This is a genomic window from Gemmiger formicilis, assembly GCF_024462815.1.
Classification (GTDB): domain Bacteria; phylum Bacillota; class Clostridia; order Oscillospirales; family Ruminococcaceae; genus Gemmiger.
In genome coordinates this window covers 50,923-67,742 of sequence record NZ_JANGCG010000007.1, presented here as the reverse complement: position 1 = coordinate 67,742, position 16,820 = coordinate 50,923, and the positions used below count along the sequence as shown (strand labels likewise).

The 16,820-nt window shown below is 59.7% G+C and carries 14 protein-coding genes; 4 read left to right on the top strand and 10 right to left on the bottom strand.

Features of this window, described 5'->3' with window-relative positions:
* Window positions 1-109 precede the first annotated feature (109 nt).
* Together NE623_RS07640 and NE623_RS07635 are read right to left on the bottom strand one after the other, a co-directional pair.
* On the bottom strand, window positions 110-1,486 hold the full coding sequence (locus tag NE623_RS07640) for a DNA recombination protein RmuC (RefSeq protein WP_256271441.1): 1,377 nt from the start codon (window positions 1,484-1,486) through the stop codon (window positions 110-112).
* Window positions 1,487-1,495: 9 nt separating this feature from the next.
* Window positions 1,496-1,882, bottom strand: coding sequence for a DUF3592 domain-containing protein (locus tag NE623_RS07635; RefSeq protein WP_256271440.1), 387 nt, complete (start codon window positions 1,880-1,882; stop codon window positions 1,496-1,498).
* Between the two features lie 352 nt (window positions 1,883-2,234).
* On the opposite strand from NE623_RS07635, the gene NE623_RS07630 reads away from it, so the two are divergent.
* Together NE623_RS07630 and NE623_RS07625 are read left to right on the top strand one after the other, a co-directional pair.
* Entirely contained in the window at window positions 2,235-2,543 is a 309-nt protein-coding gene (locus NE623_RS07630; protein ID WP_256271439.1) for a YerC/YecD family TrpR-related protein, read from the top strand.
* A gap of 12 nt (window positions 2,544-2,555) precedes the next feature.
* Window positions 2,556-3,605: an aldose epimerase family protein gene (locus tag NE623_RS07625; protein ID WP_256271438.1), complete on the top strand. Its 1,050-nt coding sequence runs from the start codon at window positions 2,556-2,558 to the stop codon at window positions 3,603-3,605.
* Window positions 3,606-3,660: 55 nt separating this feature from the next.
* Here NE623_RS07625 and NE623_RS07620 read toward each other — a convergent pair whose 3' ends face one another.
* The 6 genes from NE623_RS07620 to NE623_RS07595 all read right to left on the bottom strand — a co-directional run bounded on the left by NE623_RS07620 (window position 3,661) and on the right by NE623_RS07595 (window position 11,344).
* Window positions 3,661-4,467: an ABC transporter ATP-binding protein gene (locus tag NE623_RS07620; RefSeq protein ID WP_256271437.1), complete on the bottom strand. Its 807-nt coding sequence runs from the start codon at window positions 4,465-4,467 to the stop codon at window positions 3,661-3,663.
* Entirely contained in the window at window positions 4,460-5,377 is a 918-nt protein-coding gene (locus NE623_RS07615) for an ABC transporter permease (protein ID WP_256271436.1), read from the bottom strand. Before NE623_RS07615 ends, NE623_RS07620 begins: the two co-directional genes overlap by 8 nt.
* A gap of 81 nt (window positions 5,378-5,458) precedes the next feature.
* A complete protein-coding gene (locus NE623_RS07610) occupies window positions 5,459-6,490 on the bottom strand; it encodes an ABC transporter substrate-binding protein (RefSeq protein ID WP_256271435.1) in 1,032 nt (343 codons plus the stop codon).
* Window positions 6,491-6,956: 466 nt separating this feature from the next.
* On the bottom strand, window positions 6,957-9,269 hold the full coding sequence (locus NE623_RS07605) for an LCP family protein (protein ID WP_256271434.1): 2,313 nt from the start codon (window positions 9,267-9,269) through the stop codon (window positions 6,957-6,959).
* 267 nt (window positions 9,270-9,536) lie between these two features.
* Complete coding sequence (locus tag NE623_RS07600; RefSeq protein ID WP_256271433.1) at window positions 9,537-10,676, bottom strand: FtsW/RodA/SpoVE family cell cycle protein; 1,140 nt, start codon at window positions 10,674-10,676, stop codon at window positions 9,537-9,539.
* A 59-nt stretch (window positions 10,677-10,735) separates the two neighbouring features.
* A complete protein-coding gene (locus tag NE623_RS07595) occupies window positions 10,736-11,344 on the bottom strand; it encodes a helix-turn-helix domain-containing protein (RefSeq protein WP_256271432.1) in 609 nt (202 codons plus the stop codon).
* 386 nt (window positions 11,345-11,730) lie between these two features.
* Between NE623_RS07595 and NE623_RS07590 the strand changes: the two genes are divergently transcribed.
* On the top strand, window positions 11,731-11,973 hold the full coding sequence (locus NE623_RS07590; protein WP_370866716.1) for a DUF6514 family protein: 243 nt from the start codon (window positions 11,731-11,733) through the stop codon (window positions 11,971-11,973).
* Window positions 11,974-12,102: 129 nt separating this feature from the next.
* Window positions 12,103-13,437, top strand: a complete 1,335-nt coding sequence (locus NE623_RS07585; RefSeq protein WP_256271430.1) for an MFS transporter — start codon at window positions 12,103-12,105, stop codon at window positions 13,435-13,437.
* A 249-nt stretch (window positions 13,438-13,686) separates the two neighbouring features.
* Here the strand turns inward: NE623_RS07585 and NE623_RS07580 are convergent, their stop codons facing one another.
* Both NE623_RS07580 and NE623_RS07575 read right to left on the bottom strand, forming a co-directional pair.
* The gene (locus NE623_RS07580) at window positions 13,687-15,477 is read right to left on the bottom strand and encodes a family 43 glycosylhydrolase (protein WP_256271429.1); all 1,791 of its coding nucleotides are present in this window, start codon (window positions 15,475-15,477) and stop codon (window positions 13,687-13,689) included.
* 79 nt (window positions 15,478-15,556) lie between these two features.
* A complete protein-coding gene (locus NE623_RS07575; protein WP_256271428.1) occupies window positions 15,557-16,807 on the bottom strand; it encodes a 4Fe-4S dicluster domain-containing protein in 1,251 nt (416 codons plus the stop codon).
* Window positions 16,808-16,820 lie beyond the last annotated feature (13 nt).

The following is a 16,820-nucleotide window of genomic DNA, read 5'->3' as shown; positions in this document are numbered from 1 at the left end:
AATAACTCGTACAGTATACCACACCGCGCCCGCTCTGTAAAGTGGGCGCAGAAACAGAAAAAGCCCCCTTGCGGGGGCAGATTCTGGCAAATATGACATATACTATGGGTTATTTTTGTGCAGGCTGTTCAAGGCCCAACAGGTTGGCGGCGGCGTCCGGGTCCAGCTGCTGGACGGATTCCAGCTTGCGGGTGATGGCGCGGCTGCGCGGGCCGATAAGCTCCTCCAGATCGGAGCCAGTCTGGTTCAGGTGGCGCTGCATCTGCTGCAGGCCAACGCCGAACTTTTCAAACTCAGTCTTGACCGCGCCCAGAATCGTCCAGACCTCGCCGGAGCGCTTCTGGATGGCCAGCGTGCGGAAACCCATCTGCAGCGCGTTGAGCAGCGCCGCCATGGTGGAGGGGCCCGCCACTGTAATCTGGTAGTCGCGCTGCAAAACCTCCGTTATACCGTTGGAAACCACCTCGGCATACAGTCCCTCAAACGGCAGGAACAGGATGCCGAAGCTGGTGGTGTAGGGCACCTCGATGTACTTATCGTGGATGTCCTTCGCCTCGGCGCGCAGGACGTTGTTCAGCGCCTTGCGCATCGCGTTGGTGGCGGCGGTGTCGCCGCGCTCCTGCGCCGCCTGCAAGTGGGCGTAAGTATCACCGGGGAATTTCGCGTCAATGGGCAGCCAGACCGTGCCGTTCTGCCCCGGCATCTTGATGGCAAATTCCACGCGGTTGGCACTGCCGGGCACGGTGGCAACGTTGCACTCGTACTGGCCGGGGGCCAGAATCTGCTCCAGAATCGCGCCCAGCTGCACCTCGCCGAGGATGCCGCGGGTCTTGACGCCGGAAAGTACCTGCTTCAGGCTGCCCACGTCGGCGGCAAGGTTCTGCATCTCGCCCAGGCCCTTGTAAACCTGCTCCAGCTGGGTGCTGACCGCCTTGAAGGAATCATTGATGCGCTGCTGCAGGGTGTCCTGCAGCTTTTCCTCCACCGTGCCGCGGATTTCATCGAGCTTCTTGTTGTTGTCAGCGCGGATGGTGTTCAGTCCCTGCACCAGCGCCCCGCGCACGCTGTCCATCCGGGTGGCGTTGGAATCCTCCAGATTTTTCAGCCGCGTTTCCATCATCGTCAGCTGTGCCAGCAGGGCATCGTTGGCCGCCTTCTGGCGGGCCGCACCGGCGCGATCTATCGCCTCCAGCCGGGCGGTGCTGTTAGCCGCGGCCTGACGCTGGTTCTCGGCCAGAACGGCAGAAAAATCCCGCAGCGAGGCCGAAGTGGTACGGGCGCTGTCCCCCTGCATGGCGCGCAGCTGCTCGGCCAGAAGGTCAACCTCCCCCTGCAACACCGGCGTCATAGCGCGGACATAGTCATCCGCCGTATCAATTTTCTGCTGTGGCTCGTTGTTTTTGTGCAGTACCTTGCCCAGAAGCACCGCCAGCAGGATATCCCCCGCGGCAGCCAGCGCCAGCAGCACATACAGTATCCATTCCATCGCGTTTCCTCACCGGATGAGCAGCAGCGCCGCGCCCACAATCGCCAGCACCGCCGAGAAGATTTCCGTTTCCCAGCTTTTGCGCTCGACACAGCGGGCGTTGGGGTTGTACCAGACCTGCACCACCTTGCCTGTGTCCTTGTCGTGCTTGAACCAGAAGGCGTCATTCGTCTCCATTTCCAGCCGCTGGCCGTTGGCGTACAGCTCCACCAGATAGCGGTAGCCGCCCGCACCCCGGCTGCTGTTGGTCGAGGCGGCGCGGCGACATTCCAGCACGCGGGCGGGCAGCAGCACCGCCCCGCGCACCGTGCGGTACTTTTCCACAATCGCGGCGGCAGCCAGTGCAAAAAGCAGCGTGCCCAGCACGCGGTAAACAATCATCAGTGTAGTCGGCATAGTGTTCTCCCTATCGCTTGGTAAGTCTATAGTACAACATTTTGGTGTAAAATGCAAGGGCAGCACCGCATAATTCTAAGTGCCGATGCAGCGAGCGAGAAGTACAAGCTGCTAAGCAAAAAGCGCAGATAATACTGGTATATATTATCGAGCATTTTGGCAACGCAGATTGTGCTTAAGCCGTAAGGCGCGAATTGTGCGGTGTTGCCCAATGGTTTTTCGGTACCACTTTCGTGCTTTAATGTATTGACTTGATTGGTCAAATTTGCTAGAATGAAAATAATCAAAGACTGCATACAGATGCAGATTTTACAAAGAAAGAGGTTGGCGCACCGCTGTGCGCCTCTACGTTATGCAGCAGAATGAACGCAATACCGCCTTGTATGAGGCGATTCTCCGCCTGAACAATCTGGAGGAGTGCATCCGCTTTTTTGATGATTTGTGCGCCGTGACCGAGCTGCGCACAATGGAGCAGCGCTATGCCGTGGCTGGCTGCCTGCTGCAGGGCAAGGTCTACAGCGAGATTCGCCGGGAAACCGGCGCTTCCAGCGCCACCGTAAGCCGCGTGAACCGGATGCTGAACTACGGCACCGGCAGCGTGGCCGAGAGCGTGCGCGAGGATTTGGCCGCCAAGGGCATCAGCGCGGACGATAAATCTTAAGGAGGCTCTATTATGTCCGTTACCATCCGGGATTTCGGCAAGGCTACCACCGGCGAGGCCGTCAAGCTGGCCGTGCTGAAAAATGATTTTATGGAGGTGCAGCTGCTCAGCTATGCCGCCATCATCCACCGTATTCTTGTGCCGGACCGCAAGGGCAACCCCACCGATGTGGTGCTGGGCTATGACACCGCCGCCGACTATGAGCTGAACACCGACAGCATGGGCGCTGCCGTGGGCCGCTTTGCCAACCGCATTGCAGGCGCGCAGTTCCCGCTGTATGAGGAAATTGTCCATGTGACCCCCAACGAGAACGGCAACTGCCTGCATAGCGGCCTGCACGGATTCAGCCATAGCTTCTTTACGGTGGCACCGACCCCCGGCGAGAATGACAGCGTGACAATGACCGCGCTCAGCCCGAGCGGTACCGACGGCTTCCCCGGCAATGTGAAGCTGACCATCCAGTACAGCCTTGCCAAAAGCGGGTTGGTTATCCGCTACAGCGCGACCACAGACGCGCCCACCGTCTGCAATATGACGAACCACAGCTATTTTAATCTGAACGGCCACGCCAGCGGCAGTGCCATGGGCCACCGCCTGACGCTGGACGCGGACTATTATCTGGAGGCGAACGCACACAGCATCCCCACTGGCCGCAAGCTGCCTGTAAAGGGTACGCCGATGGACTTTACCGAGGAAAAGACGCTGGGGCTGGACATTGGTGCGGATTTCAAGCCGCTGACCAACTGCGGCGGCTATGACCAGTGCTTTGTCATCCGGGACAGCGGCCTGCGCCACGCGGCGTGGGCGGTCGGCCCCGAGACCGGCATCCGGATGGAGGTTCTGACCACCCTGCCCGGTATGCACCTGTACACGGCCAACTTCCTAAAGCCTGTCACTGCCGGCAAGGACGGCGCGCAGTACGCCGTGCGGGATGCGGTCTGCTTTGAGACCGAGGATTTCCCCGATGCCCCGAACCACCCGAATTTCCCCGACACCACCCTTCTGCCGGACAAGCCCTACAGCTCCACCACGATTTATCGGTTTGACACCGCACCGCTATAACGAGCAAAACAGAACCGCCTGTGCGTTTTTATCGCACAGGCGGTATTTTTTATGTTTACTGTTCCTTGCTCAATAGGATTCTGTCGTTGTCCAGGGCGTGGCCCACATTTTCGGCAAAGCGGTTCAGCAGGCCGTCCACGGTGGTGTGGGCGCGCTCCTCGCCGCCGATGTCCAGCACAATATGGCCGTGGTCCATCATCAGCGTGCGGTTGCCCAAAGTCAGGGCATCGTGCATATTGTGGGTAATCATCAGGCAGGTCAGGTGGTTTTCGGCCACAATTTTCTTCGTCAGCTCCAGCACCTTGTCTGCCGTGGCAGGGTCAAGGGCGGCGGTGTGCTCATCCAGCAGCAGCAGCTTCGGCGTGACAAGGGTGGCCATCAGCAGGGTCAGCGCCTGCCGCTGCCCGCCGGAGAGCAGCCCCACCGGCTGCTTCATTCTATCCTCCAGCCCCAGCCCCAGCGCGGACAGCTTTTCCGCAAAGAGCTCACGGTCCTTTTTGGAGATGCGCGAGAAGCTGGACGTATGCCCCGAGGCCCGCAGGAAGGCGAGCGCAAGGTTTTCTTCAATCGTCATATGCGGGGCCGTGCCGCGCAGCGGATCCTGGAACATACGGCCAATCGCCTTGGAGCGTTTGTAGTCCGGCAGGAAGGTAATGTCCTGCCCATCCAGCGTGATGGTGCCGGTATCGGCGATGAATTCGCCCGCAATGGCGTTGAACAGTGTAGACTTGCCCGCGCCGTTGGATCCGACAATCGTGGCAAAGTCACCGTCATTCAAGTGGAGATTCACACCTTCCAGCGCGGTTTTTTCATTGACCGTGCCGGGGTTGAAGGTCTTGCTGATATTCTGCAAATCAAGCATGGCGGGCCGCCTCCTTTCCGGCGTTGGCACGGCGGCGCTTGAAGTCCATCCGCGCCTTGAGAGCCGGCGCGGCAATGGCCAGCGCCACGATCACCGCAGAGATGAGCTTCAGGCACTCCGAGGGGACGTTGGCACGCAGGGCCAGCGCGATGATGAAGCGATAGATAATGCTGCCCGCCACCGCGGCCACGGCCTTGACCCACATACCGCCGCGGCCAAAGAGGGTCTCGCCGATGATGAGGGACGCCAGACCAATGACCACCATGCCGGTGCCGAGGTTGATATCCGCCGAGCGCTGGTACTGCGCCAGTACCGCGCCGGACAGCGCCGTCATGGCGTTGGCGATGCAGAGCCCCACCGTGATGGTGAAGGCCGTGTTGATGGACGAGGCGCGGACCATATCGGGGTTATCGCCGGTGGCGCGGATGGAAAGCCCCAGCCGCGTGCCCAGAAATGCAATCAACAGCACGCAGACCAGCACCGTGATGAGCGCCGCCACAATCAGCTTGTAGGGGGCGGCGTCCCCCAAAAGCCCCTGCGCCGCGGTAAAGACCGTGACCGTTTTCAGCATGGGCACGTTGGAGGAGAACCCCATAACCGCCAGATTGACGGTGTACAGCCCCGTGTTGGTGATGATGCCCGCCAGAATGGACGGCACAGCCAGCTTCGTCTGCAAAAACGCGGTGACAAAACCTGCGGCCGCGCCCGCCAGCATGGCAAGCGGCAGCCCCAGGAAGGGGTGGCCCGCCACGGCGGCGGTGGCCGACACGGCGCAGCCCAGTGTAAAGCTGCCGTCGGTGGTCATATCGGCGATGTTCAGCACCCGGAAGCTGAGGAACAGCGCCATAGCAACCAGCGCATAGATGAATCCCAGCTCCAGTGCGTTCAGCACAGTGGCAACGGTAAACATAAGGGGGACTTCCTCTCTTGTTGGAATCTGCAAAAGCAGGGCGGAGTGGCCGCCCTGCTCTATGCTTTTAATAAGGTGGGTTTATTCTGCGGTGGTGACCTCCACAACCTGACCGGCCAGCTCGTTGAACGCGCTGTAGTCAATGCCCAGCGCAGCGGCGGTCTCGGTGTTGACGGTGATGATGCCGCCGTCCATAACGTGGTAGGCGGGTACGGTGCCGGTTTCCAGCACGTCCAGCGCCATATCGGCGGTGTAGGTGCCCAGCTCAGTGTAGTTGACGCCGCAGGTTGCAAAGGCGCCTGCCGTGACGAAGCTGTCCGCGCCGGTGTAGAACGGGATGCCGCCCTTGGTCAGCGTGTCGGAGACTGCGGCAGCCGCAGCCATAACCACGTTATCGGTCGGGGTAAAGACGGCATCGACCTGACCCACCAGACTGGAGGCGGCGGTCATAATTTCATCGTTGGTGTTGCCGGTCTTTTCCACGTAGGCAATGCCCTTGGCGTCCAGATACGCCTTAGCCTCAGCGATGGGGGTGGCGGAGTTGGCCTCGGAGTTGGAGTAGAGCAGGCCGACCGTCTTGATTTCGGGCTGGACGGCGAACATCATATCCATAATGGACTGGGTGTTCAGCGCGTCAGAAGTACCGGTGACGTAGTCAATATCGGTCAGGTCAGCGGCGGCGGGGTCGCTGATGGCGGCATAGATAACCGGGGTCTTGGTGCTCTCGCAGGCGGTGGTCATGCACTGGGCAGCCAGCGTCGCGATGGGGATAACGGCATCATAGCCATCGGAAACCACCTGCGTGCCGATCTGGTTCAGCGTGGTGGCATCGTTCTGGCCGTTGAAGTCCTTGTACTCAATCGTAATGCCCTTCTCGGCGGCCTTGGCGTCCAGCTCGGCCTCGACAGCCGTGCGGATTTCATCCAGACTGGCGTGATCCAGCTGCTGGACAATCGCAATTTTGTAGCTCTTGGCACCGGCGGTGCTCTCGGCAGCGGCGGAAGTCTCAGTAGAAGCAGCGGACGAAACGGCGGTGGTATCCGCGGTGGAGCCGCAGGCGGCGAGCGTGGTCATCATAGCGGCGGCGGACAGAACAGCAACGAACTTTTTCATGGTAATTTCTCCTTAAATTTGTAAAGTTGTGATTTTTCAGAAACGGACATTTTACAAATTCAGGCTTGCCATCGTTCTTTCATCAGGTTCATTTTCATGTTTTCTTCTCCCCTCAAGTCAAAAACAAAACTGCCCTTGCACAGGAAATCTCCTGTGCAAGGGCAGATAAAACAAATCTGTGGTGCCACCTTGCTTGCCGTGCAATTATCTATAGCGCGGCCACTCTGTAGGGAACCAACATTCCCCTGCTCTGTAACGGGAGCTGCCCGTCAGCGGATACTCAAAGCTGTGCTTCTTTCCCCGTGCCCTCCGCGAACCATTATGCTGACCCGCTTTGTATCCCCTTCCCAGCACCGGGGACTCTCTGTGACTGCGCTGTGTGCTTTACTTTCGCTTCATTGGTTTAAAGCATTTATACCACAACCGTCGGCGTTTGTCAACAGCTATTTTTAATTTTTTTGAAAATTTATTGCGCGTCGGCAGTGCCTTCTTCTGTTTCTGCCACTACTGCGTTATTTTTATCCAGAACAAACAGTTTTTGCACCAGCTCGCCCATGGGGGCATCGTCATTTTGCAGCAGGCAGCGGCGGGTCAGGTAGGGGCTATCCTCACCGTCCAGCGCCAGCAGCATATCCTTGCCGCGCAAGGCATCCCCACCCAGCAGCTCGGTCATGCTGTCCGCATCCCATGCCGTCTCGGCATCATCGGGGGTAAAGTCCCCGGCGTTGCTCCAGCTGCCGTACACGGCGGCAACCGAGCAGACCTTTTCACCGTCATCGGCCTTATCCAGCTGGGCCTGCAGCGCGCTGGCCATGCTGCCCTCGGTCTGCAGGGCGTCCGCCTCCGCAGCAAAAATCAGGATTTCCTCGGTCTTGTAGGTTTTCAGCAGCTGCTTGGCATCGTAGGTCAGCAGCTCGGTATCGCTGTTCACGTTCAGCGTGCCCTGCATGGCGTAGTACAGGCGGGCCACGGTGGCATAGCTGTCACCGAAAAAGCGTTCCATCTGGCGCGGGTACTTGGTCATCGCGGTCTTGAACCAGTAGACTGCATCCGCGGTGGTACCGCTGCGCAGGGCCTGCACGGCCTCGGCGATCTCGGTTTCCGGCGTGCTGTAGCTGGCGTTGGCCAGCACGTTCAGCGCCTTGCCGGCGGTGGCACTGCGGGCATCCGCCCCCAGCCCTGCCACGCGGAACACGCGGGGATAGCTTGTGCGGACATACTCCCACAGGGTGCGGGCGCTGTCGCGGCTTTCTGCAGGCAGCACGGCCAGATAGGCGTTCAGGCTCTCGGTGCTGCCGTTCTGCAGGTAGTCATTCAGCAGCACGCCCGCGGCGGCGCCATCGGGCACGGCCAGCACCCGCACACCGGCGGTATACAGCCTGTCAATCAGCGCCTTACGCAGCTCATTGCCGCGCATATTGTCGGTATCGGCCACAAAAACGCGGTAGTCGGCCTCGCCAAAGTCAGATTCATCCAGCGGGTAGGTCATATCCACGCGGTGCAAAGATTTCTGGTTGTAGCTTTCCACCGGGTCGGTCACATCGGCGGTTTCGCGGGTGGCAATCACCAGCTCACCCGCGGCCTCGGCGGCGGCGGTCTCCGGCGTGGCGGCAATGACCTCCTCGGCGGTCTGGTCATTGTAGAGGAAGTCCTGCAGCGCCTTGATGTTCACGGCCCAGTCGGGGTCATACATCAGGCGGTCATCCATGCCGGTGCGGATGCCGTAGGTGCCCTGCAGCGGCATGGAGAGCTGCTGTACGTCGCACCCCAGGAAGCCCGGCAGCTGCACCAGCAGCGCGGCAATCTCGTTCTTGGTAAAGTTTGTCTGAATCAGCGGCAGCACGGTGTTGAGCAGATTGTCCAGCTCGACCACGCTGGCGTCCTGAATCTGGTTGAGCACCGCCTGGATGACGGTGCGCTGGCGCTCCACGCGCTTCCAGTCATTGTCAATCTTGCGCAGGCGGGCATACTGCAGCGCCGTGTAGCCGTCAAAGTGGTTGGGGCCCGGGTCCACGTGGTTGACAATCAGCATCGAGTTGGACGGCACCTCCCAGTTCAGTGCCTTGGCCTCTTGCTCGGTAATGTCGATATCCACGCCGCCCACGGCGTTCACGATCTGGACAAAGGAGTTGAAGTTGACGCGCACATAGTGGTCAACCTGCACATTGAAGCAGTCCTCCACCGTTTTCATCGTCAGCTTGGCACCGCCGTAGCGGAAGGTGTGGGTAATCCAGTCATACTGATCCTCGTAGCCGTCCAGCAGAATCGGCACGCCGGTGCCGCGCTCGATGGAGACAAGGCGGATTACGTGGTCCTTGATGTCCAGCGAGACGAGAATCATACTGTCGGCGCGGGCGTTGTCGCTGAATTCGGTCGTGTCCTCGGTGCCGTCCAGCTGGTTCAGATGGGTGAAGGCGTCGGCATCGTTGACGGCCTCGGTGCGCTCATCGGTGCCAATCAGCAGGATGTTCAGCACGTTATCATCCGAGAAGGGGCTGCCCTCGGGCATTTCCATCTCGCTTTCGGTGTGGGCCAGACCGGTTCCGTCCAGATCCTGGTCCTCCTCCGCGCCGATGTCGCCCATCTCGCTGACGCTGCCGTCATTGTAGCGCAGCAAATCGAGCTTGCCGTTTATGTACAGCGCCGCCACAGCGGCCAGCACCACAAGGATGCCCACCACAATCACGGCAATTTTGCCGCCCTTGGGCAGACGCTGCCACGGATTTTTCTTCTGTGCAGCGGCGGTTTCTTCCTGTTTGGTTTCTACTTCATTCATCATTTACTTTCCCCTATGCAAAATGCGCCGCCCCGCGGCACAGCTATTACACAAAAATGCTATCATATTATAAAACAAAACTCCCACGGTTGCAACCGCGGGAGTGTGAAAAATGATTGAACAATAGCAAAATTGCCCGCCCGCCAAACGTCAGCCTGCCGGAAGCGCCCGAAAGTATGCCGTTCCCGGTTGGATTGTAGGGCGGGGTGACCCCACCCCGCCGCGAGCTTGCGGGCATATGCCGTTCCCGGTTTACCGCCCCCCAAAAAATCACACCATATCCGTCTGGCGCGAGACGGACAGCACAATGCCCATCTCGCCCAGCAGCATCATCAGGCTGGTGCCTCCGGAGGAAAAAAACGGCAGACTGATGCCGGTATTCGGGATAGTGTTCGTCACAACTGCCATATTCAAGACAGCCTGCAGAATCACCTGCACCACAAAGCCCACGGCCAGCAGCGCGCCGAACTTATCCCGCGCCCGCACCGCAATCGACATTCCGCGCAGAAGCAGCAGCAAGAACAGCGCCACCGCCAGCGCCGCGCCGATAAAGCCGAGCTCCTCGCACAGAATCGAAAAGATAAAATCGTTCTGCGGCTCCGGCACATACAGGTACTTCTGGCGGCTGTTGCCCAGCCCCAGCCCGGCCAGCCCGCCGGACGCAATGGCGTAAAGGCTCTGTATCGTCTGGTGGCCCTCGCCCAAGGGGTCGGCAAAGGGGTCACGCCAGCTGGCCAGTCGGTCGGTGGCGTAGGGCACCAGCTCGGGCAGGGCAACCACCGCCGCCGCAATCGCCGCCGCGCCCAGCCCGCCCGCCAGCGCAAACCACTTCAGCCCTGTGCCGCCCACAAACATCAGCACCGCGCCAATGGACAGAATCAGCAGCGTGCCCGACAGATGCGGCTCCAACAGCATCAGCACCGCCACCACGCCCAGAATCACCGCAAACGGCAGCATCCCGGTGGTAAAGCTCTTCATCCGGTCATGGTTCAGCGAAATCATATGCGAAAACACCAGCACCACCGCAAACTTGGCAATCTCGCTGGGCTGCAGCGTGCCCAACCCCGGCAGCACCAGCCACCGCTTGCAGCCGTTGTATTCCGGCATAAAAAGCACGATGACAAGCAAAATCAGGGACAGCCCCAGCACCGGCCACGCCAGCTTATGCCAGATGTGGTAGTCCACCAGGCTGGCCGCGTACATGGCCGCCGTGCCCAGCGCCGCAAACAGCAGCTGCGGGCGGATGTAGGTATAAGCATCGCCCCGGCGATAGAGCGCCACCGCATACCCGGCCGAGAACAGCATAAGCAGCCCATAGCTGAGCAGCAGCAGCAAAATAATCAGAAACGGCACATCGAACGTGGGCAGCGCCGCCGCCCGCGCCCGTACCCTGCGGATGATTTCAGCCATAACAAAGCCCCCTGCGCAGAGTGTACGCAGAGGGTCGCGGTTTTATGCGGTGCTGCCTTTTATCTGTGCAAATCAAGGCTCAGCATCGTGTAGCCGTTGTCCCCATGCTGCACGCTCTGCAGGCTGGCCTCATAGCAGGCCTGCAGCACCTCCATATCGGGCTGGGGCGCACCGGGGTCCACAATCGTCCCGGTGGCCTTTGCCTCGTTGTAGTTGTCGATGACCTGACTGCAGATGCGCCGCCGGTCGCGCAGCGGGGTCATCAGGTTGGCCATCCACTGCTGGTACATACCGTGGTAGTCACTGCCGTGGTCGGCAAATAGGAAGTAGTATTCCTGCTCGACCTCCAACGGTGACGCCTGCCGCTGGTAGAAATCCGACAGCGCCTTTCGCTTTTTGTCGGTGGAATAGTGCAGAATGTCCTCCAGTCCGTTGGGGAAAAGCTCCGGGTGGCGTATCCATTTGGAGTAGGGCTCCACCTGGATTTTCAGTGCATCAAAAATGCCAAGGAAATCCTCCAGCGCAATCTTCATTTCGCCCTTTTCCCACTTTTGTATCGTGCGCTTGTCCCGCCCCAGCCTGTCCGCCAATTCCCGCTGCGAGACCCCTGCCGCCTCTCTTGCTGCAGTGATTGCTCTTGCCACACGGAAACGATAGTCGGACAACATACTCTCCATACTCCTTCATTTTGTCAAAAAAACAATTTCAAAACCATTTCCATCGGCGAGCCTGTGCCGACGATGGAAATACCGCTAGAGCAAAAAAGTGCATTTTTTTGTCGTAAGGCGCGAAAATGTGCTTTTTTGCGATGGCGTGAATCCAAAGGAGGGGTGCAGGAGCGTGGCGCAGCCACACAGCGACGAATCCCTTCTTTTTTGCGCGGCGGTGCATTTTGCACCGCCAAAATTCCCGGCAGCGGGTTGTGTACTTTGCACGCGGGAACGTGCTATAGTTAAAACAGCCCGCGGCAAATACATTTTTTTGCGATATACAGATTTTACACTATCTTCCATTTTCTGTCAATATATTTTGTTATACAACATATCATAAGCAGGTGAAAATCGTGTTCCTCTACCGTTGTATTCCCTATAGAATTTCCTTGCCGGACGCCGGCGTCTGCCTCACTTACGGTCTGGCTGCCTTGCAGCGCACCGATGCCGGCTGGCAGACGCTGCAGCTTGTGCCGGATGTCTCTGTGAACCGGGCCCTTGTGGAAGAGCTGGCCATCCGCTGCACGGTCAACCAGCTGGAGCCATGCCACATGGAGGATGTGATTGAGGACGCCCTCGCCTTTTGAAGGCAGTTTTCGTCAAGTTCAGGTAAAGTTCTTGTCTGTTTTGCCAAAAAACTAGACAAAGTGTGCAAATCGTGCTACAATAGCGGTAGTATGGGTGGATATCCGCCCCGCAAGTAAGGAGAATTTGCCGTGAAGCTGAACAACCGCCGCACCATTCTGGTGGGTCTTGCGTTCTTGTCAATCTGCACGTTCTGGCAGATGTATGACAGCGTTATGACCCTGATTCTGACCGACACCTTTAAGCTGAACGAAACTTTTGCTGGGGCGATTATGGCCGCGGACAACGTATTGGCGCTGTTTTTGTTGCCGTTCTTCGGCGCACTGTCGGATAAGACCAGCACCCGCATCGGGCGGCGTATGCCCTTTATCGTGGGCGGCACGGCGGCGGCCGTCATCCTGATGAATCTGATTCCGCTGCTGGATGACCGCTACGCCGCCAGCCCCAGCACCGGCACACTGGTGCTCTTCATCGTTGTGCTGGGCCTGCTGCTGGTGGCCATGGGTACCTACCGTTCCCCCGCCGTGGCGCTGATGCCCGACGTGACCCCCAAGCCGCTGCGCAGCCGTGCCAACGCCATCATCAACCTGATGGGCGCCGTGGGCGGCATCCTCTATCTGGGGCTGGCCGCGGTGCTCTACCCGGCCTCCAAGACCAAGGGGGTCGGCCACGTCAGCTACCGGCCGCTGTTCTTCATTGTGTCGATGATTATGGCCGTGGCTGTGCTGGTTCTGTACCTGACCATCAAGGAGCCCAAGCTCGAGGAGGAGAACCAGAAGCTGGAGGCCGCGCACCCCGAATGGAATCTTGCCACCGATGACGGCGCCGGGCACGAGGTTCTGCCCGCGCCGGTCAAGCGCAGCCTTATCTTCCTGCTGCTCTCGATTTCGCTGTGGTTCATCGGCTATAACGGCGTCACAACGTGGTTTACCAAGTATGTGGAGGCCGTTATGGGCGAAGGCCTGGGCGGTGCGTCCACCTGCCTGCTGGTGGCCACCGCGGGCGCTATCGTATCGTACATTCCCATCGGCGCGCTGGCGGCAAAAATCGGCCGCAAGCGCACGATTCAGTGCGGCATTGTGCTGCTGGCCACCTGCTTTATGCTGGGCTATCTGCTGACCACCCTGTACACCTCCATCCAGCCCATTATGTATGTGGTGTTCGCGCTGGTGGGTCTGGCGTGGGCTGCCATCAACGTCAACTCCCTGCCGATGGTGGTGGAGATGTGCCGCGGCAGTGATACCGGCAAGTTTACCGGCTACTATTACACCTTCTCGATGGCCGCGCAGGTGGTCACGCCCATCGTGGCGGGCACCCTGATCCGGGCCATTGATTACCGGATTCTCTTCCCCTACGCCGCCCTGTTTGTAGCCCTGAGCTTTGTGACCATGTGCTTTGTCCGCCACGGTGACGCCAAGGCCGAGGCCAAAAAGGGGCTTGCCGCGTTTGAGGATATGGATGCGTAATACGTGTTTGCACGGTATATTTGTCACCACCCTGTAGGGGCCGGGCACGCCCGGCCCGGTAGTTTCCCACAAGTACCAAAAGGGGCTGTTGCAAAATAAAAATGCGATAGCAACTTGCACAAAGAAATAGTGCAAAAATAGAAACCCGAAACCCTTTCTGAGCCGTTTTGGCCATGAAAAGGTTCCGGGTTTTGTGCATAATTTTTTCAGAGAGCTATTTTGCAACAGCCCCTTTTTTATTACAACCTCTCACCCTTCCTCGGGGCGGGGCCATACGGCAGCCCAGTCGGTAAAGCTGACGGTGCAATCACCGTGCACATACAGGCCGACCATGGCGCCGGTGAACCGCTTGCCGCACTTCAGCCCCTCGCTGGTAAGGTAGGGCGGCTCGGGAATCGTCCAGAGCGTCTGCCACGCGCCACCGTTTTCCACGGCAAAGCTGCGTGTGCCCTGCCCTGCCGTAATGCGCAGCCGGATTTTTTCCGCGGCGGGCAATGGTGCAATCTTGGACGAGATTACTTCATACCCAGCGTATTCCTCCAGCAGTAACCTTCCGGGGCCAACACCAAATTTTAGGTAGCTGTGCTCATCGTAGTAGCAGGTCAGCCCGGCGGTTGTGCCCGACTGCGCCGCCAGCAGCGGCCCGGTGCAAAGCTCCGCTTCTACCGTGAAGTCCGTTTCCTGCTGGCGCACCAGCAAAAGGCCCTGCTGGTGCATATCGCACAGGTCGCGTCCGTTGCCGGTCAGCTGCAGGGTCTTTCCCGCCACAGCCGCACCGGCGTTCTCCGGCGCACGTTGGGTAAGCCACTCCTGTCGCTTCCAGTCCAGAAGCGCGGCCGGGGCGCCTTCCTCACAGTGGGCGGGCAGCGGCATAGCCAGCACCGTCTGTGGGCGGCGGGTCTTGGCAATCGGCCAGCCGTCCGGCGTCCACGTCACTTCCACAATCGCGGTTTCGCGGCCCATCGGGGCGGTGCCGTTCGGTCTGCGCCGCAGGCAGAGGTGGCAGAGATACCACCGGCCGTCCGCCGTTTCCAGCAGCTTACCGTGGCCGCAGTTCTGCAGATAGCCGCCCGCGTCATCCTGCCGCAGAATCGGGTTGTAGGGGCAGCTTTCATAGGGGCCCCAGATGTTTTTGCTGCGCGCCGCCGAGATACGGTGCCCCGAGCCGGTGCCGCCCTCAGCAGCCAGCAGATAATAATAGCCGTCGCGCTTCATCAGCTGGGGGCCTTCGGTCTTGATTTTCCAGCTGCCGCCCCAAATCAGCTTTGCAGGGCCCTTGGCCCCCCGGCAGTCGGCGGTCAGCTCAACCATACGCACCTCGCGGTTGAACAGCATATAGTGCCGCCCATCGTCATCGTGGAAGAGCGATGGGTCGATGCCGTCCTCGTGAATCCACGCGGGCTCGCCGTAAGGCCCTTCCGGCTTTTCCGCGGAAACCACCATCTGGCAGCGCGGCTCGGCGCCGCCCTCGTTGCCGCGCAGGGTTGCCGTGATGTAATACCGTTTTGTCGCTTCATCGTAGGAAATATCCGGTGCCCAGTAGCCGCGCCCGCCCTCGGATTCGGCAATCTGCGCCCATTCCGGATTGGTGATGGCATACCCCACCGTGGTCCAGTGGACCAAATCCCTTGATTTTGCAATCGGCAGGCAGGGGAAGAAGCTGAACGAGGAGTTGACCATATAGTAGTCATCCCCCACCCGCAGCCACGAGGGATCCGGGTAGAAGCCGCGCCGCACCGGATTGTGGAAGCAGTTATCCGCCCGCACGCCCGCCTGCTTTTCCAGATAGGCGGCCACCGCCGTGCAGCCGCTGTGCAGGGCAGCGTCCAGCGGCGTCACGCCCGACAGGTTGGCCTCCAGCGGGTCCAGAGCCAGATACTCGGTCAGGTAGGCCGTTTTTTCCACACTGCCGGAGCGTGCGGCATAGTGTAGCAGGGTGTTGCCCTGCGCGTCGCGCTCCATAAAATTCTGGCACTCATATTCCACCATATGCTGCAGCTCGGGTAGGCTTGCGGACTGCGCCGCCTCAAAAATCGTCACGCTGTAACCCTCCTTGTGTAATTGCCGTAATCCAAAAAAGACGCAGCAGATAAAAACCATATCTGCTGCGCCTGAATTTTTACTTGTTGCCGCGCTCAATCCCCGCCTCTTCAAAAGCGGAGCGCAGAATACCCTTCTTGTCTACATACAGGGCCTCGGTCGGGCAGACCTGGAAGCAGTAGCCGCAGCCAATGCACTTATCGGTCTTGTACGCCTTGCGGTCCTTGATTTCAATGCCCTGGTGCCAGCAGACATCCTCGCAGCGGCCGCAGCCAATGCACTTGGCGCGGTCGGCGTCGGCGGTCTGGTAGGCGTCGGCCAGCTTGTTCTGGCGCTTCTTGGTGAAGTCGGCGTCCATCTGGAACAGCTTCAGGCTGTCGCCCACCAGAGAATCCATATCGGCATAGCCGTTCTCGTCCATCCAGCGGTTCAGGTCATTGATGAGCTTCTTGCAGGCCATCGTGCCGCCCGCGCAGGCCAGTGCGCCCAGCTGCACCATTTCAGAACCAGCCATCAGGATACGGGCCGCGTTCTCGAAGTTAAAGACACCGCCGCCGCCGTACAGGGGGATTTTCACACCGGCGGTGCGGGCCTCGGCGATGGAGTAGCAGACCAGCGGGGTAGCCTGCGTGCCGCCGTAGCCAGCGCCGGGGCGGGCCTCGGTGCCGCGCCAGTCAAGGTCCATGTAGTAGCCCTTCCAGCGGGCGGTCGGGCCTGCAGCGGCAGCACCGGCAGCCTCGGCAATCCGCATAGAGGTCAGCGCATCGGTGGACTCAATCGCGAGCTTGGCCATAATGGGCATATTGGGGACGGTCTTTTTCATCAGCTCAATGGAGTGGCGCAGCAGCTGATGGTAGGCGAAGGTGCGGTCCTTGGCCACAGCCACGCCGGGGGTGTTGAAATGCAGCTCAATGGCATCGGCACCAGCCAGAGCCAGTTCCTCGGCCTGATGGGCCCAGCTCTTTTCCCAGTCGCCGCCCTTGACGATGTCGCTGTAGTGGCCGACAGAGACCCACAGCTTGATGTCGGAGTCCATCTCCTTCTTGATTTTGTGGACCTCCTCGCAGTATTTCTCCAGCGTGTCCACGGAATCGGGAATCTGACGGCCCACGGCGTGGCTGTGAATGGCCATCTCGCCACCGAACATCGCCTTGGAGTCGGGGCCGATGAAGCTGCCGCCGCCGGAGCCGTGGCCGTAGTTGCGCAGCACGATGGCGCCGGGGCGCATCTTGGCGCTCTTCAGCACGTTGGCCGCGCCCTGCGTTGCCGGGCTGGAAGCCACCACAAAGGGGTTAATCATATCAAACTTTTTTACATATAAGTCTGCCATTTGCGTTTTCTCC